Origin of the sequence: Scytonema hofmannii PCC 7110, from assembly GCF_000346485.2 — a bacterium.
Taxonomy (GTDB): domain Bacteria; phylum Cyanobacteriota; class Cyanobacteriia; order Cyanobacteriales; family Nostocaceae; genus Scytonema; species Scytonema hofmannii.
The window spans coordinates 10,224,858-10,246,408 of the sequence record NZ_KQ976354.1 but is presented as its reverse complement, the minus strand read 5'-3'; the positions used below and the strand labels follow the sequence as shown (position 1 = coordinate 10,246,408).

The 21,551-nt window shown below is 42.3% G+C and carries 19 protein-coding genes and 1 pseudogene; 10 read left to right on the top strand and 10 right to left on the bottom strand.

The genetic code is table 11. The annotated features are described in order from the left end of the window. The first annotated feature begins 43 nt into the window (after positions 1-43). From minC to cobO, 5 genes are all read left to right on the top strand, one after another. The gene (gene minC, locus WA1_RS43300) at positions 44-1,174 is read left to right on the top strand and encodes a septum site-determining protein MinC (RefSeq protein ID WP_017748290.1); all 1,131 of its coding nucleotides are present in this window, start codon (positions 44-46) and stop codon (positions 1,172-1,174) included. Positions 1,175-1,348: 174 nt separating this feature from the next. Continuing rightward, positions 1,349-2,155, top strand: a complete 807-nt coding sequence (minD, locus tag WA1_RS43295; RefSeq protein ID WP_017748289.1) for a septum site-determining protein MinD — start codon at positions 1,349-1,351, stop codon at positions 2,153-2,155. A 29-nt stretch (positions 2,156-2,184) separates the two neighbouring features. After that, positions 2,185-2,547 (top strand): cell division topological specificity factor MinE, encoded by a 363-nt coding sequence (minE, locus tag WA1_RS43290; protein ID WP_017748288.1) that lies wholly within the window; start codon positions 2,185-2,187, stop codon positions 2,545-2,547. Between the two features lie 259 nt (positions 2,548-2,806). Further along, positions 2,807-3,991, top strand: coding sequence for a DUF4336 domain-containing protein (locus WA1_RS43285; RefSeq protein ID WP_017748287.1), 1,185 nt, complete (start codon positions 2,807-2,809; stop codon positions 3,989-3,991). Positions 3,992-4,050: 59 nt separating this feature from the next. Then, on the top strand, positions 4,051-4,713 hold the full coding sequence (cobO, locus tag WA1_RS43280; RefSeq protein WP_017748286.1) for a cob(I)yrinic acid a,c-diamide adenosyltransferase: 663 nt from the start codon (positions 4,051-4,053) through the stop codon (positions 4,711-4,713). 18 nt (positions 4,714-4,731) lie between these two features. On the opposite strand, the gene WA1_RS43275 is transcribed toward cobO, so the two are convergent. The 4 genes from WA1_RS43275 to WA1_RS43260 all read right to left on the bottom strand — a co-directional run bounded on the left by WA1_RS43275 (position 4,732) and on the right by WA1_RS43260 (position 10,526). After that, positions 4,732-5,310 (bottom strand): hypothetical protein, encoded by a 579-nt coding sequence (locus tag WA1_RS43275; protein WP_017748285.1) that lies wholly within the window; start codon positions 5,308-5,310, stop codon positions 4,732-4,734. A 499-nt stretch (positions 5,311-5,809) separates the two neighbouring features. Further along, positions 5,810-6,793, bottom strand: a complete 984-nt coding sequence (locus WA1_RS43270) for an RNA polymerase sigma factor, RpoD/SigA family (protein WP_017748284.1) — start codon at positions 6,791-6,793, stop codon at positions 5,810-5,812. Between the two features lie 1,083 nt (positions 6,794-7,876). After that, positions 7,877-9,607: a helicase HerA domain-containing protein gene (locus WA1_RS43265; RefSeq protein ID WP_017748283.1), complete on the bottom strand. Its 1,731-nt coding sequence runs from the start codon at positions 9,605-9,607 to the stop codon at positions 7,877-7,879. A 130-nt stretch (positions 9,608-9,737) separates the two neighbouring features. Then, a complete protein-coding gene (locus WA1_RS43260) occupies positions 9,738-10,526 on the bottom strand; it encodes a glutathione S-transferase (protein ID WP_017748282.1) in 789 nt (262 codons plus the stop codon). A 308-nt stretch (positions 10,527-10,834) separates the two neighbouring features. Between WA1_RS43260 and WA1_RS43255 the strand changes: the two genes are divergently transcribed. Then, entirely contained in the window at positions 10,835-11,698 is an 864-nt protein-coding gene (locus tag WA1_RS43255) for a fasciclin domain-containing protein (RefSeq protein WP_017748281.1), read from the top strand. Between the two features lie 116 nt (positions 11,699-11,814). Here WA1_RS43255 and WA1_RS43250 read toward each other — a convergent pair whose 3' ends face one another. After that, positions 11,815-12,189 (bottom strand): response regulator, encoded by a 375-nt coding sequence (locus WA1_RS43250; RefSeq protein WP_017748280.1) that lies wholly within the window; start codon positions 12,187-12,189, stop codon positions 11,815-11,817. Positions 12,190-12,359: 170 nt separating this feature from the next. Next, positions 12,360-13,139 (bottom strand): hypothetical protein, encoded by a 780-nt coding sequence (locus WA1_RS43245; protein WP_017748279.1) that lies wholly within the window; start codon positions 13,137-13,139, stop codon positions 12,360-12,362. A gap of 600 nt (positions 13,140-13,739) precedes the next feature. Between WA1_RS43245 and WA1_RS56180 the strand changes: the two are divergent. Together WA1_RS56180 and WA1_RS43240 are read left to right on the top strand one after the other, a co-directional pair. After that, positions 13,740-13,883, top strand: a pseudogene (locus tag WA1_RS56180) (DUF2887 domain-containing protein); the annotation flags it as partial. A 29-nt stretch (positions 13,884-13,912) separates the two neighbouring features. Further along, complete coding sequence (locus WA1_RS43240; protein WP_017748278.1) at positions 13,913-14,179, top strand: ribbon-helix-helix domain-containing protein; 267 nt, start codon at positions 13,913-13,915, stop codon at positions 14,177-14,179. A gap of 303 nt (positions 14,180-14,482) precedes the next feature. On the opposite strand, the gene WA1_RS57750 is transcribed toward WA1_RS43240, so the two are convergent. Beyond that, positions 14,483-14,761, bottom strand: a complete 279-nt coding sequence (locus WA1_RS57750) for a hypothetical protein (RefSeq protein WP_158516774.1) — start codon at positions 14,759-14,761, stop codon at positions 14,483-14,485. Positions 14,762-15,005: 244 nt separating this feature from the next. Between WA1_RS57750 and WA1_RS60930 the strand changes: the two genes are divergently transcribed. Then, positions 15,006-15,131 (top strand): hypothetical protein, encoded by a 126-nt coding sequence (locus WA1_RS60930; protein WP_017748277.1) that lies wholly within the window; start codon positions 15,006-15,008, stop codon positions 15,129-15,131. Between the two features lie 389 nt (positions 15,132-15,520). Further along, positions 15,521-17,932 carry a PAS domain-containing hybrid sensor histidine kinase/response regulator gene (locus WA1_RS43230; RefSeq protein WP_017748275.1) on the top strand — a complete coding sequence of 804 codons (2,412 nt, stop codon included), beginning with the start codon at positions 15,521-15,523 and terminating at the stop codon, positions 17,930-17,932. Between the two features lie 124 nt (positions 17,933-18,056). On the opposite strand, the gene WA1_RS43225 is transcribed toward WA1_RS43230, so the two are convergent. The 3 genes from WA1_RS43225 to WA1_RS43215 all read right to left on the bottom strand — a co-directional run bounded on the left by WA1_RS43225 (position 18,057) and on the right by WA1_RS43215 (position 21,278). Beyond that, entirely contained in the window at positions 18,057-18,371 is a 315-nt protein-coding gene (locus WA1_RS43225) for an RNA recognition motif domain-containing protein (protein ID WP_017748274.1), read from the bottom strand. A 181-nt stretch (positions 18,372-18,552) separates the two neighbouring features. After that, positions 18,553-19,737 (bottom strand): ARPP-2 domain-containing protein, encoded by a 1,185-nt coding sequence (locus tag WA1_RS43220; RefSeq protein ID WP_017748273.1) that lies wholly within the window; start codon positions 19,735-19,737, stop codon positions 18,553-18,555. A gap of 107 nt (positions 19,738-19,844) precedes the next feature. Then, a complete protein-coding gene (locus WA1_RS43215; protein WP_017748272.1) occupies positions 19,845-21,278 on the bottom strand; it encodes a hypothetical protein in 1,434 nt (477 codons plus the stop codon). Between the last annotated feature and the right edge of the window lie 273 nt (positions 21,279-21,551).

Below are 21,551 nucleotides of genomic sequence, written 5' to 3'. Positions count from 1 at the left end.
CCACTAACAATTATCCACTAACAATATCTAAAATGTAAAGTCAATGTCTACTTACTCTAATGCAGAAGAAAATCCTATTATCCCTGAATCCGAGGTCAATTCTGTTCTTGTGTATTTAAAATCAAATTCTGCTGAGGGCAATGCAGAAGTGATTTCTGTCAGTGTCAGTGAAAATTCACATTCTGCTGTTGTTAAGACAGCGTCACATTTTGTCACTTCTGAAGAAGACTCACATTCTGTAGTTGTGAATGTAGAGTCAAATTCTGTTGCTGCTGATGTAGAGCAAAATGTTGCCGTTCCTGAAACAGAGTCTGATTCTAACCTTCTCGGTGTGGAGTCAAATGTTGTCCCTATCAATGCTGAGTCCAAACCCGCTCCACTAATCATAGATTTGAATGAATTGCCGTCTCTAGAAAATACGGTTAATCCAAATATTCAAGTCCAACTTAAAAGTGAGAAAGAAAGGCTGTTATTAATTTTACCTACAGAATCCCAAGTGCCTTCATCAGAATACAATTGGACTGACATCTGGCAACAGATGAAGTTGCGACTTTTAGCTTGCCATCGCTCTTTTTCACCAAATACTCCCGTGTATTTGGAAGCGCAAGACCGCTTGTTAGATGGCAGACAACTACAAGAACTGGCTGAGAGTTTAGGTCAATATCAAGTTTATCTGAAATCTGTTTCCACCAGTCGTCGCCAAACTGCTATTGCAGCTGCTACTTCAGGCTACTCTGTAGAACAAATACAGCCCCCAAAAACGCTTCGTTCCGAACCCAAACCTACCAGGCTACCTCTAGCAGAACCTCTCTATTTAGAAAAAACCGTTCGTTCAGGCGAGGAAGTTCGCCACCCAGGTCATATCATTCTTTTAGGAGATTTAAATCCGGGTGGTATCGTAATTGCAGACGGGGATATTCTCATTTGGGGTCGTCTGCGTGGAATTACTCATGCAGGTGCTAATGGTAATCGAGAGTGTTTGATTATGGCTTTGCAAATGGAACCAACCCAGTTGCGGATAGCAGATGCAGTCGCTAGAGCACCGGAAAAATCTCCCACTCAGTATTATCCTGAAGTGGCTTACGTCACATCAGAAGGAATTCGCATCGCCCGGTCTACTGATTTCTCTAAAATCTTATTAAGTCGGCTCAGTCAAAAAAAGGATGAAGGATGAAAATGGAATTGGGGCATTGAGCATTGAGCATTGAGCATTGAGCATTGGGCATTGGGCATTGGGCATTGATCGAGTTTTAACAATCTTCAATCTCTACTCCCTACTCCCTACTCCCTACTCCCTACTCCCTATTCTGTTGTATATTTTTAATCACCAATCGAGCGCATTTCGATCATGACTCGCATTATTGTCGTTACCTCTGGCAAAGGAGGGGTGGGTAAAACCACGATAACAGCAAACCTAGGTATGGCTTTAGCCAAAATGGGGCGTCAAGTGGCTTTAGTTGACGCTGATTTTGGTTTGAGAAATTTGGATTTGCTGCTAGGACTAGAAAATCGCATAGTATACACTGCAGTTGAAGTTTTGGCTAGAGAATGTCGTCTGGAGCAAGCTTTAGTTAAGGACAAACGGCAACCCAATCTAGTCTTGTTACCTGCAGCACAAAATCGTACCAAAGATGCTGTCACTCCCGACCAAATGAAGCTTTTGGTGAATGCGCTGGCACAGAAGTATGAGTATGTTTTGATTGATAGCCCAGCAGGAATTGAGATGGGGTTTAAAAATGCGATCGCCCCAGCAAAAGAAGCTTTAGTGGTATCCACACCAGAAATAGCCTCAGTCCGTGATGCTGACCGGGTTGTGGGGTTGCTAGAGGCGCAGGGTATTAAGAGAACTCATCTCATTATTAACCGCATCAGACCCGCAATGGTACGGGCAAATGATATGATGTCCGTTCAAGACGTTCAGGAACTTTTAGCTATTCCCTTAATTGGGGTAGTCCCTGATGATGAGCGCGTCATAGTCTCTACCAATCGCGGCGAACCTTTAGTACTGTCGGAAAATTCTTCTTTAGCTGCCACAGCTTTTGATAACATTGCTCGCAGATTAGAAGGAGAATCAATCGAATTTCTTGATTTAGATTCAGATCGCGACAACCTCTTTTCTCGTCTGAAAAAGTTGTTCCGAACAAAGATTGTTTAACTTTCCCACCGTCTGCCCTTCTAGCCGCAATGATTGTCGAACTTTTAGAAAAACTTTTTTTTCGCAGTGCTGACACCAGCCGCACTCAGGTTAAACGTCGCCTGCAATTAGTTATAGCTCACGATCGCGCTGATCTCAGCCCTCAAATCTTAGAAAAAATGCGGCAAGAGATTTTAGAAATTGTCTGCCGTTATGTCGAAATTGACCAAGATGGATTGGAGTTTTCCCTAGAAAGCAGCCAACGGACAACGGCTCTGATTGCCAATTTGCCAATTCGGAGAATTAAAGAAAATTTACCAGAAGATACACTGAAACCTGAAGTTGTACCAAAAGAAGCAAAACCAAAAGAAGCAACACCAGAAGTGGAAGTTACCGATAAGGCTACCGAATAAAGTCGCACGAGGATTGGTTATTCTCAGCAGTTGTAGTTTAAATAAAACATTAAGAGATTTCCAAGTAATTATCTCTAATTGTGGTACGGGCTTCTAGCCCGTCACTAGTATAGGACGGGCGAGACGCCCGTACCACAAGAGAATTTGAAGACTTTTTTATTTAGAAGTCCCTAACCTGAGTACAGCTTTGCTTGGGGACTCCTGACAGATTAGTTGAAAGATACATCTTCATAAACTAACTAAGCTACAGGAGCAAAAAATGCATTCCTTACCCAATCCAAAAGATTGGTCATGGCCGTTCTGGCCGATTGTACCGCTTTATCCCTATGGTAAGAGGCGCACACTCTGTAGGGAAGTCGTTGAAGGAACTATCTGGACATTGGAGCAAGTTCAGGGCATTCTCTACACTGTTGTCCCGATCCGCATGACTGTTGTAAAGCTTTCTGCGGGGGGTCTTCTCATTTACGCGCCCGTTGCTCCAACACCTGAGTGTATCCGTTTGGTGAAGGAACTAGAAGCAAAACACGGTGATGTTAAGTATATCATCTTACCAACCAGTTCTGGTTTGGAGCATAAAGTTTTTGTTGGCCCCTTTGCTCGTCGTTTTCCTCAAGCTCAGGTATTTGTTGCTCCCCATCAGTGGAGTTTTCCGGTAGACCTGCCTTTGAGTTGGCTTGGCTTTCCTTCCAACCGAACCCAAATCATTCCAAAGAATAGCAGTCTTCCCTTCGCTGATGACTTTGATTGTGCTGTGTTAGACATCAACTTGGGAAGGGGTTATTTCGTAGAAGTTGCTCTCTTTCACAAGCGATCGCGCACTCTACTCTTGACTGATACTATACTTTCAGTGCCAGAAGAACCACCTGCGATCGTTCAATTAGACCCATACCCCTTGCTGTTTCATGCCAAAGACAGCGCACTAGAAGCGATTGATAACAACGAAGCAAACCGCCGTAAGGGATGGCAGCGCATTTCATTGTTCGCAATTTACTTCCGTCCTGGCGAGTTGGAAATGTTGGAATGGGGAAGGATGGTACGCGATGCTTTGAAAGCACCAGATCGATCCGCAAAGGCATACTTTGGTTTTTTTCCCTTTCAATGGCAACAGAACTGGAAGTACTCTTTCGATACCCTACGAGGTGGGGGGCGTCCCTTTGTAGCACCAATTCTACAAACCCTGATTCTTCCCCAAGCACCAAAACAAGTTCTTCATTGGGCTGATAAAGTTGCCACTTGGGATATTCACTGGATAATTTCTTGTCACTTTGACTCGCCGATTGAAGCCAGCCCGGAGCAATTTCGTCAAGCATTTGCGTTTCTAGAAAAGCAACCATCTGTAGGAGGAAATCAGCCCCTACCAGAAAAAGATTTGAGATTTATTAAGGAACTTGAAGCTAATCTAGTTCGTATTGGCATTGCAAAACCAGCAAAGGAAAATTCGTAATTCAGCGCAATATTCCCAGCCTTTCGATAAAATGTAATGACCATTTCAAGACGATCGCCATGACAACCAATGAAACTTGGGAAACAACCAGTAATGTTTCTGTAGGAGAAAATTCTTCCCTAACATCAGAGCAGTATCGCCAAAAGATGCAGCGGCGTAAAGAAATTCAAGATCAGAGAGTCGCTAAAGCGTCAACCGAAAAGGGGTTAATTATTATTAATACTGGTAATGGTAAGGGCAAAACAACAGCTGCACTTGGAATGGTGTTGCGATCGCTAGGTCATGGTTATAAAGTGGCGATTATTCAATTTATCAAAGGAGCTTGGGAACCTGCTGAGAAAAACGTGCTCAGCATTTGGCAAGGAGACTTGTTAGAATTTCATGCTTTAGGCGAAGGCTTTACCTGGGAAACTCAAGACCGCGATCGCGATATTGAAAAAGCGGTTGCGGCTTGGCAAAAAGCACTCTCATACATTTGCAACCCAAATTATAAGTTAATTTTGTTGGATGAAGTCAATATTGCTCTAAAACTAGGCTACTTAAAAACTGAAGAGGTTGTGGCAGGATTAGAACAAAAGCCCTATAACACTCACGTTATTCTGACAGGTAGAGGTGCGCCTCAGGCATTAATTGAACGGGCAGATCTAGTTACAGAAATGACATTAGTCAAACACCCTTTTCGGGATCAAGGCATTAAAGCACAGCCAGGAATCGAGTATTAATTATGAATTGTGAATTGGTCATAATTCATTTTTACACATTTGCAACATCCGGCGATCGTTTGCATTTGCATTCAGTGGATGATATTTTTGTAGTACAACAGAGTGGTCATAAGTGGTAGATTCATCATCCATGAGACGAGGTACGCTACTGCTAGTGGCTATTTGTGTCTGACTTTTGTCACCGGGATAACCAGTCACAGTCATTGCCAACTCACCTCTTGAATCAAGCGTACCGTTAAAACAGCTAAATTCCGAGTGAGGCATATATAAAGCGCCTAACACTTTACCCTGTTGCTTTTCAAACACAATATAACCTTGTCCAAGTTGACTTGGTTTAGGTGATTCACCATATAGATAAATACCATCTTTTTGTGGAATTTTGGCTCTACTTAATGCAGAGGTAGAGTTTCTTACCAATCTTTGAGAATTGTTACTTGGTGTACCAAGAGTATTGACTTGTTGTAAATTATTTGTTACCTTAACGGGGTTGGACTCGTTACTAAATACTGCTTTAGTTTGGCTGGCAAAGGTGCCGAGTATAAGAACTAAGCCAACAAGGGGAAACCCTAACTGACGTGAAGAAAAGTGCTGTTTCATATTTTTAGGCAACCTACTTGCCAACTAAAATTTACTATCGAGTTCTGTATTTTTAACTTACTATCAACCGTACTTGAGTTGTAATGTATTTGTCTCCATCAATAGTTTGATTTGTATTTTTCAGAAAAATCCTCTATTAAAGAATTAAATTACTACTAATTTTGGATTGTTAATGTTAAGGTATCCATCTTTAGCTACTCCTACTTCTAGTGTCATAGCCCGTATTTGCTAGTGTGCTCTGGACAAGATGAAACTACAAAAGTAAATTTGTTAATTCCGGATAAGAACCAGGAATTTTTCCAATTTCTTTCTCTATTAGTCGTTCTGAAAAATAAACATATAATGTTCTATTTGTAAAGTCTAAAATTGAGTATTTATCAAAATAACTATAAATAAAAAATTATCTCTTAAATCAGGAGGCATACTACCAAAGATCCCCGACTTCTTAAAGAAGTCGGGGATCTTTTTTCTAGTCTTTGAGAATTAATGCAGTCAAGTACTAGCTAGCGACATATTCTTTGACATTAGCGCGGCGACGGCGCAGATGAGCAAGAGCTTGATGCTCTAACTGACGAACGCGTTCGCGGCTGAGGTTGAGGCGTTCGCCAACTTTCGCTAAAGACATTTCGTTTCCATCTACTAAGCCAAAGCGCAGGGCTAGAACTTCTCTCTGCTGGGGAGTCAGTTCTGCGAGCATATTGTTCAAGTCTTGGCGCAAGAACTCCTGAGTGGTGTAATACTCTGGCGATGGACCATCATCTTCGAGCATTTCTTGTAATTCGGTGTCTTGGTTGTCGCCAACTTTTACATCCAAAGAAACAGGCTGACGCGCCATGTTTAAATACTCTCGAATTTGGGCTGGTTCTAATTCGAGTTCTTTGGCAATTTCAGCAGGAGAGGGAGATCTTCCCAATTTCTGAGCGAGTTCCCTCTGCACTTTCTTGATTTTGTTGAGTTTTTCTGTAATGTGGATGGGTAAGCGAATAGTACGACCTTGTTGAGCGATCGCTCTTGTAATTGCTTGGCGAATCCACCAGTAGGCGTAGGTTGAGAACTTATAACCCCGTGTTGGGTCAAATTTCTCTACACCTCTCTCTAATCCTAGAGTTCCTTCCTGGATCAGATCCAGAAACTCCATGTTCCGCTTCTGGTATTTCTTGGCAATAGCAACCACTAGGCGTAAATTCGCCTCGATCATCTTCTGCTTAGCCCGTTTGCCTTGGTGAACAATTTGTGTCACCTCAGCTTCTGGCTTGCGGACATGAGTCGCCCACTCTTGTAATGTTGCTTCGTGATTCAGTTTTTTCTCTAAAGCTTCTTTCGCTTCTACAAGCACCATCATTTGTTGTACCTGCTTCCCGAAGACAATCTCTTGCTCACGGGTTAACAGTGGTACACGACCAATCTCGCGCAGATAGGTTCGCACCATATCAGCCGTGAATTTGGCGTTTAGGTTTTCGGTTTGGGCATCAACTGTAGGCATCGGTGCGTTTTCCTCTATTCCGTAAACAAAGTTAATAAATAATGAAGACAAAAGGGGAAGAGCAATGCACTCCTTATTACGTATGCAGGAAACTACCAATAACAAACTGTTATATACAGATTTTGTGGTGACGGTCATCCCTTAAGGTAAGTTCCCCACCTTTTCCAGATTTTGGAATCGCTCTTAAGCATTCTCGTGATTATCAAGAATTCTTTGTTTCCTTTAGCTTTTGGCGGTAACGGATATAATATGAAGTCGGTATGAGTTTTACTTACATTATAGTACGACAATTTTTGCCGAACGTAAAGTGGTGGAGTTAAATCTTTCAATTATAAAACAAAACGTTTTTGTTGCACGAAATCTCTGACATTATTTTTCATATATTTATAATGACTCTAAAACCCCCCTTTCGGTCTTCCTCCAATAGCCGGATAACCGAACTGAATCGCTTCTTATTATGGAGGGATGTCACGAAATCTCAGAATTGGAAATAGAAATTTAACAATTGGTAGTTAGTTCCTCTAGTTCGCAAATACCCACCATCAGAGAAACAGGGTTAAACGCTGAGTCTTTCTCACTTCAAGCGGCATGACAGCTACTACAAACATCTGTTAGTCAGCATCCGCTCTCAGAATAAAATCTACCTTTGTTTTCAGCATGACGCTAGGTCTCCTTCAATAAGTCCATACAGCGATCGCACACAATTACTGTAGCTTTTTTTACCTCTTTCCAAGGACAAACCCTAACGAAACCTTTACTTACTGGTACATCTGTAAAACACACTGTGATACAGATTCTTGACATCTGAGCGCTTTTGGTTTTTGCTTAAAACCTTAACTCGCTTAATGTAAACTGCCCTAAAAATTTCTAAGAAGTGTTTGTATCTCATTATAGCTCATTCCTGCTATATATGACAAGATATTGCTTCTATGATCAATGACAATACCTCCCATCACAAATTCAGATATCTCTTTATAATACATTATACTACAGCAAGTAGCATAAAAAATAAATCCCACAGTCACTGGTCACTGATTACTGGTCACTGGTCACTGATTACTGGTCACTGGTCACTGATTACTGTCAAAAACCAAGGTCTGCTTTAGCAAGTTCAGCCGCAGCAAACACCTCCGCATCTGGCTTGTCCTCCCAATCGGTATCACCAATTTCCTCATAGAATTTGGCATCGTAGGGACGAGTCCGCACCACAACAGGCATGGGAACAGCATGACCCAGAACCAAAGCTTGTTGCTTTGAGTCCAACTTTGCCAAAACTGACTTCAAACTACCAGCACCAGAAACACCAGTAAAAATCGCGTCTATATCTTTTTCATCATTTAACAAAGCAGTGATCCGAGTCCCAATCTGAGACATGACTTCATTATCTATACCCGATGGACGTTGATCTACCACTAAGAGGGTGACAAAATACTTACGCATTTCTCGGGCGATTGTACCGAAAATAGTACTTTGTACGGTCGCAGGATCTAGAAAGCGGTGTGCCTCCTCAATAGTAATCATCAGTTGGGTCGGTTTATCGAGGGGGTTTTTCGATTGTAAAAACTTTTCTGCCTTATTCACATAGTGTTGGTGAATCCGGCGAGTAATCATATTGGTGACCAACATATAGGAAAGCATATCCGCCTGGGAGCCAAACTCCACCACAATGTTTTTACCACCTTCCAAAGAACGTAACATCTGATTGACGTAGTTCTGAGGGCAAGCAGCACGCATATACTTTAAATTATCCAATCGCAGAAGTTTCCTCTGCAAAGCAGTAATCGAACCCTGGTGACCTCGCTTTTCCTCACAAAACATCTTGATTTCCTCATTTGTCATATTTAACAACTGAAGAATCCAAGACTTGCCAAACTCGGCGTAGAGAATGTTCGCGTTATCGATACTGGCTTCCGAAAGACCCAAATCTCTAGCACATAACTTTACGTCTTCTACTTCAATTTGGTCATAACTCAAATAAAGTTCTTGTGCGTGAGGAACTCCCCGACGCTTTGTAGATTCTGGATCGAGAGTATATACCTCTACTTTTCCGGGAAATAGCTGCTTTAAACCTTTTACGGTACTAAATTGTTTGCCTTCCGAAACAGCTTCCCAGCCATACTCGGAGTGCATATCAAAAATCAAATTGACTGCTGCATTTTTACGGATTGTCCCAGCCAAAAGTAACCTTGTCAAAAAGGATTTCCCAGTCCCCGATTTACCAAAAATCCCGTTACTTCGCTCTACAAATCTGTTTAAATCGATACAAACTGGCACCTCCATATCGAGAGGTTTTCCTACAGAAAAGTTTTTCCTTTGCGGGTCATCTTCCCATCCAAATACTCGCCGAAAATCCTCCACAGAAGCCTCATAAACTTGGCTAAAGTGGCTGGGAATTGTTTTTACTGGTAGCAATTCCATCGTCGTACTTGTTTGAGGCTGAAATGATGCCAAACCTGTTGTTGATGGAACAAAAGGATTTATAGATTTACCGTTAGTGGAGGAAAAAGATTCTTCAGATTCTGGAGTAAACATTAGCATTGGAGCAAGGTTAATCGTGCCATATGTACCGCCTCCCGCCAAAATTTCTCGTAAAAAAGTATCTTCCCAATTAGGAGGGTTAGCAGTGATTCTCTGATTGGCTATTCCCAACGAGACATCTGTGAGCATACAGAAGAAACGCGATCGCACCCCTTGTACCACCAAAAATTTCCCTACCCGCATATCTTCCACAGAAATATCGGGGTGCAATCTTACTTCTAATCCCCCTATGAGAGAGCCTTGTATAACTGAACCTAATGGCTGTCCCAAATTCATTTTTACATTTTTGTTTCTTGCATATGTTGCATTGTAAATGCAAACTATACAATTTGCACTAAGTTTTTATTAGTTGTTAGTTGTGAGTTGTTTTTCCACTAACCACTAACCACTAACAACTAACCACTAACTATTCAATTTGAATTGAAGTTGGAGCACCTGGTGTAGTGAAACTTAATAGAGGTTTGCGAAATTGAGCATACAGCCTGTCTCTCCAGCTAAAAAATGGTTCATATGCTAGATCTTCTGCAAATACAGGGACTCCCTTACCTCTTAGAGAGACTGGTAAATCCAAATAAGGACCATCAGGAAACTTCAACAACATCGATAAACCAGCCACGGCAAAATCAGCTAGGGTTGGTTCATCGCCTGTCAAATAGGGGCTATCTGCCAACAATAGGGTGAGCGCTTCCAAGTCTTGCTTTAAGTCCGCGATCGCACCTCTGATGACATCTGGAGTATAACCAACTCCCACGCCCATCATTTGCAGCAATTCGCTAGGTACGCCTTGGACGACAGTTTTCAGAATATCTGGTGTTGTAGTTGGCAGTAGAGATTTGCGAAAATTTTGATTTTGGCTAATTGCAGAAAATAATGCTTTGCGACTTTTTATCCCTATTGACTCATCTGCCCATTCTTCAATCAATAAAGTTAGAGCTCGTTGCTTTGAGTTTGTTGGTAGCAATGGACGTTCGGGATACTCAGAGTCTAAATACTTAGCTATTTCTGTAGAATCTGCTATATACCTAATACCGTCTTTTAATACTGGCACTTGCCGTTGACCTGTTAAACGGAACAACTCTATCTGTCCAATTCCGGGTGTTACCTCGATCTTACGGTAATCCAGACCCTTGTAATCTAGAATCAGACGCACTTTCTCTGAGTACTGAGACAGTTCAAACTGGTATAATTCCAGCATTCTTCAGTTCCTGTGCTTAGTGTACTTATTGATTCTACACTTCAATCAGTGACCAGTGACCAGTGACCAGTGACTAGTGACTAGTGACCAGTCATCGGTAAAATATACTGTGTAAGTCTCCAAATTTATTTAGGAAAAAAGCGTACAGTCATTATTTAAATTCCCTACTTTATAAGTGTGGAAATTAACTGGTCACTGGTCACTGGTCACTGGTCACTGTTAATTACTGCTTGAGTGAGATTTTATGTGTAACAAAATGATATAAATCAATAGTGGTGATATGTGAAAATAAAAACCAAGTAAGTTTTATGAAGGTTGAATACGGCAATTTGCTGAAGCAATTGGCTAGCATTGTAGGAGTGACGGGTATTAGTTTCCTGCTTGGGTTACCTGTTGGGGCAAACGAGGTATTAAATCCTAACCCCAGTATTTTCAAAGAAATGCCTTATAACAAGAGTCTACGTCTTCGAGTTGACTCACAGTATACGCCCGGAAGGCCTGCATCGGAAGTCACAAAGTCCACTAAGAAAACTCCAGCCAAAAATCTAGTGGCGCAAGGCGGTGCAACAAATCCAAAACCAAGCATTTTGCAGGAGTGTCCTTATAACCGTGCTGCTTGTCCTGGGGGATCGACAAGTCCCACAGAACTTCCATCCACGACGCCTGACAGCACACCTCCTTCTAGTCCAACAGAAATACCGACTACGCCAACTACACCGACTACACCGCCAGATAAGCCTTCCACCGATAGTTCAGAAGGCAAGAATATAGTCGCAGTGGCAGAGTCTAACGGGTCTTTTACAATGCTAACCAAAGCATTAAAAGCAGCTGGGCTAGTGGAAACTTTACAAGGTAAAGGACCCTTCACTGTTTTTGCGCCGACTGATGCAGCCTTTGCCAAGTTACCACAAGAGGCCGTACAAGATTTGTTAAAGCCTGAAAACAAGGAAGTACTGACAAAAATCCTGAGATATCATGTTGTTTCTGGTTCTGTACAGTCTAGCGATTTGAAATCAGGCGAAGTCAAAAGTGTTGAAGGCGGTGCAATTAATGTCAAAGTTGAACAAGGTGGTGTCATGGTCAATGACGCTAAGGTCGTTCAAGCTGATGTCAAAGCTAGCAATGGCGTTATTCATGTGATTGATAACGTTATTTTACCCCCTGATTTATAAGTAGTTGGGGGTTAGTGGTTAGTGGTTAGTGGTTAGTAGTTTCCTTGCTAACTGCTAACCCACCTAGCTGTACAGTATTTTTGGAAGAAGTGCGCGACGATAAGTTCTTCTTAACTTTAATTCCAAACGGAGTTGATTCTAGCTAACAACCGCTCGAAGTTAATTGGTTTGCGGATAAAATCATCTTCTTTTATCTTCAATTCCTCTATGACACGAGTGTCATTAGAACCGGTGACAAGTAAAATTGGAATAAAAGGTAACTTCTCATTTTGACGGATACATTGAGTGATTTCATAGCCATTCATTCCCGGCATTACAACATCTAGCAGCACTAAATCGGGTGGGGAAGCTTCAATTTTAGCCAACGCCGAATTTCCATTTGTTGCTGTATCAACGTCATAACCTTGAGCTTGTAAAGCAGTTTGAAGTAACGATACATTGAGTGCAAAATCATCTACAACCAAGATTCGGCGACGTTGAGCAAATTGCATAATATAGTAATACCTAATTGTTAAAAGTTAGTTCAAAAAAATTAAGTATATATGTTTAAGTATTATGATTATTACATATTTTTTTATATTTAAATCAATCATTGGATAGTTGACAAAATCTATGTTTTTACTAACGAGTAAGTATCATTAAAGTGAACTCGTTAGCCACGCTAGGTTGATTCTCTTAAGGTATTTCTAGTCCCTTTTTTATTGCCTGCTGAACCACGAACAACCAAGCGATCGCCCACCACTTCCACCTCGTCTACCTCTACGGGTAGATTTTCCAATTTTTTGGCAACTTGTTGGTTTAATCGTTCTTCAGAAAATCCAAACCGCTTAGATAAATCTAAGAGAGAAAAACTGATGTTACCAAGCTTAATGCGGGTGGTGTCATCTAAGCTCACTTGTTTGTTACGGAGAGTTGGTTTTCCTTCCACCTCCACATAGACGGGGCGATACCTCAAGATTGGTATAGCGGAGAGTAACTTGGAAACCACTATCTGTTCTCCCTTTTGCAACTCGTTGAAAGGAATTGCTCTTAAATCAATCACTGCACCTGCGGAGATTTTACCGTTTTCAATTTGAGTCTTTGTGCTGACAACAGCTTGAGCAAGACGACTTTTGTCAGTGGATTGAGCAATTCCTGAATCAATGAGAGCATTGACTTCATCCGCATCTAGTTGCACTTCACGTTTAGCTTTTGAGCCTTTGAGACGGTCGGAAATTTTATGCAACACTTGCTTTTGCGCTTGTTGCTTTTGTGCTTTTTGAAGTTGCTCGGTTTGGTCAGTTGGAGGAGCCAGATTTGCAACCGTCGGCGGGCTGACTTGCTGAGTTTGTGAATTCTTATACCAGTCGGGTAATTGGGTGGCCTGATACCAAAAAAAGAAGAAAACAGCGCCAGTGCTAGTAACAGTAAGGCTAAATAGGAATAATAGTCGCTTGAGCATAAGCGAATAACAAGATATTTATAAGTTTAATTGATTCTTTATACATTCCCAACTTTCTTGTGTACAGGTAGAATCTAGCACATAAGAGAGTATTAGAAGTATTTAGTACCGTTGAGTTGCAAAGCGATCGCATAGCGTATCGCACTTGTCAAAAGTCCAATTTTCTCTGCTTGTGTACTGTTTTGTATAGTAAGCTTATTTCGCCGACCTGTACTAGTGCCATATTTGGCAAAGTTGTGTCGCTGTCTATTGACAAAATATATTTTTTATGCATTTTAAATTAAAAATAAAGAGCACAACCTTTATAACACGTGAATAAAGCGATCGGGTGCGTGCTGTACAAGAAAACCTTATGCTAACTGGTAATTGCGTTGCAAAGAGGTTTCATTTGTGACTATTTTTAGCAATGCTTCACATATGCAGCCATTGTTCAGCCAATCGCGTCATTAACTTGAGCAAGTGTGTGGTTGTAATTGACACAAGATGATGGTATCGTTACAAGACAAATTTCCTGACTTCACTATTGTTATAGGAGTTAGTTGTGAGACGCGATGCCATTTTTTATACGCTTTTCAAGCGTTCCCCCAGATTGCTGTTTGAACAAGTCCCCTACCGAAGGATGACATAATAGACGTAATCACAACCATCGCCGTTTACAAGTTGATTAATCTGAGCCGAGAAGAGGTCGAAGCCATGTTAGGAATTGATTTAGAGCAAACCAGAGTTTATCAAGAAGCAAAAGCAGTAAGACCGTTGGCATAGCATAGAATATCATGAACATTATACTTACACCAAAGCAAGAAAAATTTATCCAAGCCAAGTTGCAAACAGGTAAATATCATAATGCTGAAGAATTGTTAGAGTTTGCTTTCAGGCTACTTGATGAATATGAGCAAGCTGATGATGACTTGATAAATTCTGTGAGAGAAAAAATAGATGCGGCGATCGCAGTGAGCGAACAAACTCCACCTATCGACGGAAAAACTTTCGTTAACAAAATTCTGACACATTTTCAGCAAGTACGTGAGCCGCAAGAATGAATCGTCGTTATTTGATTAACATTCTTGCGACCCAAGACCTAAAAGAATTGCGATCGACACAAGACTAATTGAGAAGATAAATTTCCTTATCCCATCATAACACAAGAAAACAAATAAATACGCCCACATCCTCTCAACCTTCAGTCACAAAAGTTACCCCAAAGCACCACAACTGTGTCTCGCCTGCTTTGAAGAACTGCAAAACATCGGACTCGAAGCATTTACAAAGAAATACGATCCTTACTGGGATATTCCCCTAAATGAAAACTTACCAAAACCTGTAATAGATTTACCCATCCCCAATCAAAGTAGTGAAAATGCAGTTTCCACAGAAGATGGTAGCTTCCAACTCACTGCACCTCCAAAGGAGAAAACAAAGCGGAAAAGAAAGAAGTGATACCATATCAGCTTAATTAGCGATCGCAAGAATTGTGTCTTTCTTTGCGCCTTTGCGTGAGCTTTATTTAATGAACCGCGAAGACGCAAAGGACACGAAGAAAGAAAAGAAGAAGAGTAGTCCGCGTAGGCGGACTTTGTTTGTATAGCCGCGATTTCAATCGCTTGGGCTATGCGTATTGGCAAATTCTACTGTCCTATGCAACACATCTCAGTATTGATTACTATAATAAAAACCAGTTCGGCATATTGAATACCTCATGTCAACTTTAGCGACATCTACTTGGACGGTATCCTTCGCCCATAACTTTACTTAATGAAATCCTGAATATACCAAAAAAAATCAGCCAGCGTTTGCCCAAAACCGTTAAAATCTTAGAAAAAGACCCGATTTCCGCCCAAGGTGATGCTAAAAAGCTGAGGAAACAGATTGCGGGATAAATTTATTCGCGATCGCTTGCGTAATGGCAATCCTCCGTGGCAAGTTGTTGAATTAAACGCTGTAGATTTAGCTAGGGGTAAGGCATTGGTAGAAGAATTGAAAATCTGTCACTAAAAATCGCCAAAAACCTTTGTCAGCATCAAGTCCAAGGATAGGTCAAAGGGAAACTTCAGTCTAAAGGTAGAGAAGCACTTGTGCCATATTATAGGAAAAATATTAAATACGAGTCCGTTACATCTAGCTTTGCCGAAGGCAACCAGAAGTGAGCAAACTGACTCGTGAACTTTGGCGATTGACAAAATTGACCAAAGAGCAACTCCCAACCTTACTAGATGTCGCTTATGGTACAATTGAAAACTGGGAAAACGTTCACATGCAACCATACCCTCTACGGCTGACACGAATAGCAGTGTTAGACAAACCGCGCAATTCGTTAGAATCAAGCCAGCAGGACATGGTGAAAACCTCCTCATCAAATATTGTTCAGAAGCGGAGCCTAGAGAGTGAGCGATCCAGAAAAAGCAACTGAGCCTAAGGCAATCCGTGACCAAATCAGCAAGATTCTTGAAAGCATCACTGATGCCTTTGTAGCTTTTGACCAGCAGTGGCGCTACACTTATGTCAATCAGCAAGCTGCAAAGCTTTTAAACAAAACCCGTGAAGAACTGCTTGGCAGACAGGTATGGGAAGAGGTTTTTCCAGAGACAGTCGGAAATTGGGCATATCAAGAACTTCACCGTGCTGTCACTGAACAAGTGACTGTTGTATTTGAACACTTTAGTCAGTTGCTAGGGAAATGGCTTGAAATCCACGCTTACCCTTCGAGTGATGGTCTTGCTGTTTATTTTCGCGACATCAGCGATCGCAAACAGGTTCAAGAGGTGCTTAAAGAACAGGAGAGAAAATACCGCTACATCTTTGAAGCCGCAGGGGTGGCGATTTGGAAAGAAGATTTTTCTGTTGTCTTTGAAGCTATTGAGAGTTTAAAAGCGCAAGGCGTCCAAGATTTTCGAGCTTTTTTTGCGGAACATCCTGAGTTTGTTCAACAGGCAATTGGCATGGTGAAAATTGTCGATGTGAATGACACGGCGGTACGAATGTTTGGTGCTCTTGACAAACAGGAACTCTTGAATTCACTTCACCAAGTCTTTGTACCAGAAACTTTAGAGGTATTTGTTGAAGAACTTTTGGCATTCGCTAGCGGTCAAACTTACTTTGAATCTGAAACAATTCTGCAAACCATAAACGGAGATCGCCTCAACGTCCTGTTTACGATTACATTACCGCCCCAAACCACAAAACTAAATAACGTGTTGGTGAGCATTATGAATATTACTGCTCGCAAGCAAGCGGAGAAAGCACTGCGCCAAAGTGAAGAACGATTTCAGGCTTTTATGGAGAACAGCCCAACCGCAGCATGGATTACTGATGTAGATGGGCGCGTGCTTTACCTTAATCCTACTTATTATCGCATCTTCAAGCTACCAACAAACAACGCGATCGGCAAAAGCATCTTCGATCTGTATCCGATTGAAATCGCTCAACAATTCCTGGACAACATCAGAATGGTTGCTCGGATAAATCAAGTGCTGGAAGCAATTGAGCGTGCTCCTCGCACTGATGGTACGCTTGGTGACTTTTTGGTCTATAAATTTCCCCTAACAGATGGGTCAGGACAATGCTTGGTAGGAGGAGTTGCAGTTGACATCACCGAACGAGAACGCGCATATCGGGAACGCCACCGTGCAGAACAAGCACTCCAGAAGCAGACAGAACAATTGGTTCAAGCTAACCGGATCAAAGATGAATTCTTGGCAGTCCTCTCCCACGAACTTCGTACACCGCTCAACCCCATACTTGGATGGTCGAAGTTACTGCGAACTAGAAAGTATGATGAAGCAACCACTGTTCGCGCTTTGGAAATTATTGAGCGGAACGCCAAACTCCAGACCGAACTCATCGAAGATTTGTTAGATGTCTCTCGCATCCTGCAAGGCAAACTCACCCTAAATATTGGTACAGTCGATCTGGCATCTGCGATCGCAACAGCAATAGAAACTGTACGCTTAGCTGTCCAAGCCAATTCGATTCAGCTATTGACCGTGCTGGAACCAAACATAGGACAGGTTTGGGGCGATTCAGTTCGCTTACAGCAAGTTGTTTGGAATCTGCTGTCCAATGCCATCAAGTTTACACCCTCTGGCGGACAAGTAGAAGTCCGTTTAGAGTCCCATGGTTCAATGGCTCAGATTCAGGTGTGCGACACGGGTAAAGGAATTAGTCCTGAGTTTTTACCCTACGTGTTTGACTACTTCCGACAAGCTGACGGCACAACTACTAGGAAATTTGGTGGACTCGGTTTAGGATTAGCCATTGTTCGCCATATCGTAGAACTACATGGCGGTACGGTCAAGGCAGAAAGTTTGGGTGAAGGACAGGGAGCAACTTTTACAGTCACCCTACCACTGATGAAAATGCCCCTACATAGTGCTCCCAATCTCAAACAATCTGTTGAGCCTCCCCCTCTCAATGGGGTGAAAGTTTTGGTTGTGGATGATGAAATTGATACGCGAGAGTTAATCGCTTTCATTCTAGAGCAGTCTGGAGCAGAAGTCACACAGGTGGCGTCAGCTAGCGAAGCAATACAAGCCCTGATGCAATTCCAGCCTGACTTGTTGTTAAGCGATATTGGAATGTCAGAAGTAGACGGTTATATGCTGATGCGCCAAATCAGAGCAATGTCACCAAACCTAGGAGGGCAAATTCCAGCACTTGCTCTCACCGCTTACGCTCTTGAGGGGGATTACCAACAGGCGATCGCAGCCGGATTTCAGCAGCATATTACCAAGCCAGTAGATCCCACCGCTTTAGTTACAGCCGTTGCCAAGCTTACCGGACGTGGTAGAGGTGTGTAGAGGATTTGACTCGCAGCTATCAAAGCAAAAAAGGACAGAACTGGTGTCTGCCCAAAATATGCTTAAATTAAATTATGTGTTGAGATGAACCGATTAGGGACATCTCCAAAACTCATGTTCAAGCTTAGTAGCGTCCTCTGGAGTAACCGCCACCGCTGTTTCCGCGTCTGTCACCACCAAAGGAAGAACGCTTTTCTTCACGTGGCTTAGCCTTATTAACTTTCAGGCTACGACCCATCCACTCTGCAGTGTCAAGAGCTTCAATCGCTGCAGTTTCTTCAGCATCTGTTTCCATTTCTACAAAGGCAAATCCCCGCACGCGACCAGTTTCTCGGTCTGTAGGGAGTTGAACGTTTTTAACAGTTCCATATTCTGCAAAAACTTGTCTGAGGTCGTCTTGTGCGACTTCATAAGATAGGTTACCAACATAGATTGACATAAAACGTCTCCGAAAATACGTAGTTTTGAGAGTTAAATTCGGAGAGACACTTGTAAATAGATAAAGACAAATTGCACAACCGAATATAATCCTATCTATCGAAGATAACACAAATTTTAAAATGTGTTGAAAAGTTTCAAACTCTTGCCAAATTTAAACAAGATCGACACACTTGAGAAAATCATTTCACCTTACGTACTTTCTTACGTGCGGCATCGCGTACCTGTTGATTTAACAAGTAACCAAAACCTGCTTTTTCCAGACGGTGTACAAACTCCTCACGAGTATGGCTCAATGCTACTGCAGTAGCATCTACATTCCAATTGTGTTCGGCTAATACGCTCAGTAAGTAAACTCGACGAGTTTGTGCAGCTGACAGACGATAAGTTTTGAGGTATTCTAACTCCCCATTCTCGCGTGCGATCGCTTCCCCAATGTGATTTTCGTCTTTAGGGTTCAAATTAGAAATAAATCTTTGTAGAGAGAAAGGTCCAGCACTGTAAACTATCTTAGATGCAACCCTACGTCCCAATAGTCCAGAAGCCATGAAACCCTGAAATGATGCCCAATCAGAACGCATTGTTTGTATAGCTTGCCTCAAAGAAGCCAAACTATTAACCTTCGACTCCTCTACAGAAACATCCATAGGAAAAGTCGTATCGTACAGCAAGCCATACTCATAGAGCAATTCACCATAAAAGTCTTCTAGCAAACTAGTATGAAGCAGTCGGTAATCTTCCGGAGTTGGAACCACAAACGCAGAAGCGAGGGCTTCCGCAACAAACACCAAAACCCCAACTTGTCCTTGATGAATTTCAAATACCCGCAAAGCTTCTTCTAGCCCAGCAATATAACGTCCACCCACAGAAGTTTCGTAACGGCATCCCAAGCCATGAGAAAGAGCATACTTAGAATATTCACTCCAAGCAATATCAGGACCAGAGAAAAACATTGACAAAAAACCTTCCATTGCCAGATGCAGGGGTAAAAAACGCAGTTGGTTATTCCCCGAACGCTTCGCCATGCGATGCATCAATCGCACGGTTGCACAACCGCAGTCAAGGCGTTTTCCGTGACTGTTCGCTATCTGTCCCCCATAAGCAGCAACTGGGCTACCATCATTTGTCCAAGACAGTACCAGTCCGTGAGGTACATAAGAAAAGTACTTCATTCCTGGTTCCATCATTTGCCCTTCCAAAGAAACGACTGTGAGGTCTTCGTTATAGTTGCGGCGTAGCAAGCGCAAGTCACTACGCACCTGACAGCGCAACAGAGGTACAAGCCGCACCGAACCCCAAACTTGTGAAGGGGCGATTTCTAATCCTTTTAATGATATGTCGGAGATTAAGTTAATTTTTTTTGCCATAAGAATATTTGTTAGTGCCTAGTTATTCATAGTTTGGTCACTGGTCACTGGTCACTGGTCACTGGTCACTGGTCACTGGTCACTGGTCACTGGTCACTGGTCACTGGTCACTGGTCACTGTTCAACATCAATTCCACACGCTTTGCCAAATATGCTTCGAGTTCTGACAGAGGTGCAGAACCATCAGCAAACCGTGCAAAGCCAAGCATCGTAGGTAAATCTTCCGCATCTCGCAGCCCTACAGTGGGAATGCTAGAACTGAGGGAACGCAAAGAGTAATCTTCAGAATTGAAGACCGGATTGCAGTGAACAATTGAGGTTTTCTGCATTGGATCTATGCGGGTACGGTAGACACGCAAAATTTCTGCAGCCCCACGGGGAGGATCGTTCTCACAACCATCAGAAACAATAATTATCAAGTCCGCCCCCCACTCCAAAGCATCTAGTAAGGGGGAGGCTAAGTCAGTTTGTCCGCGAGGATGAACCAGGAGTGCATCTTTGATAGGTGTTGTCCAAAAAGCTTGGTATTCTTGAGATGCAGCTTTTAATAAATAATGTGTAGCTAGTGCCACACCTAAGGGACGGCGGCGCTTTTCTAAAGATCCAGAACTAGAATAACTGCAATCTAAAACAGCTGCCACTCGACCTAGTTTCAAAGGCGCTTTTTTTAATGCCAACCAAGCAGATTCTTCTAATGCTCGATCTAAGGTTTGCCATTCCTGCTGTCGAGTTTCTATAGGTAAGGAGAGAATATATAACGCCAGACGAGTTAAAGGAAGACGACCCAAATCGAGGTTAATTTCCACTTCATTGGTACGTTCTGCTGTTTTCTGAAAACGTAACTTTTCAGTCAAAGTCATGCGTTCTTGAATGCGAGACAAGAACACGTCACGAGGAATTTTATGTTTTGCCGCCAAACCTTCTGCAATAGTAAAGGGTAAGTCATAAACAGCTTCAGCACTGTAATGTGCTTGACGAAACTTTTCAAATAATTCTGTTTCGTAAACCTTTTGTTTCCAATTGTGAAAAAGAAAGTTACCTAGTTCGCCTTGTAGTTTAAGATGGGCATGGGAAACAATTGCTCTTACCTTTGAACGGTATTTGACAGCATCAAAGCTGATATCTCGACGCTGTTGAACATATTCGCGTGCAATCGCACGACTGCGACGGTTATTAATTTGCTGTTTCCGCAACTGCTGCAACACTCCCCAAGCCCTTTGTGGAGGTAATTGTTTGAGTGCTGTTGCAATTAATGCACCTTCTTCCTTACGATTTTCTGTTTTAACATCTCGTCCAGTTGCTAACAGTTTCAAAATAATTTGTGCTTGATTAAAGTGATTGATACCAGATGCCAAAGTGCGAGCGTATAGCAAACGGTAATTACCTAGAATATAGTCATGTAAAAAATCAATAGAAACTCGCTGCCCGTAGGCATCATCATAAAATTCTTTTTGTCCGGTGCAAGCAAGACAGGCATTAATAAACATGACTAAATCTTCTCGTGCAACCTGCTCGACTCGATGATTAAAATTAGCAGTCATAAACTAAATAAAAAAAGGTTTGTAGTAGCGCTGTCTTCGCATGCATCCCAACTAGGTTGATTACAGCAGTTTTCAGATCGATAGACCACATAGAGTGGGGTGGGCGTCCTCGCCCGCCCTCTTAATCTCTTTACGGGCGGGGACGCCAGCCCTCTTAATCTCTTTACGGGCGGGGACGCCAGCCCTCTTAATCTCTTTACGGGCGGGGACGCCAGCCCTCTTAATCTTTTTACGGGCGGGGACGCCAGCCCTCTTAATCTCTTTACGGGCGGG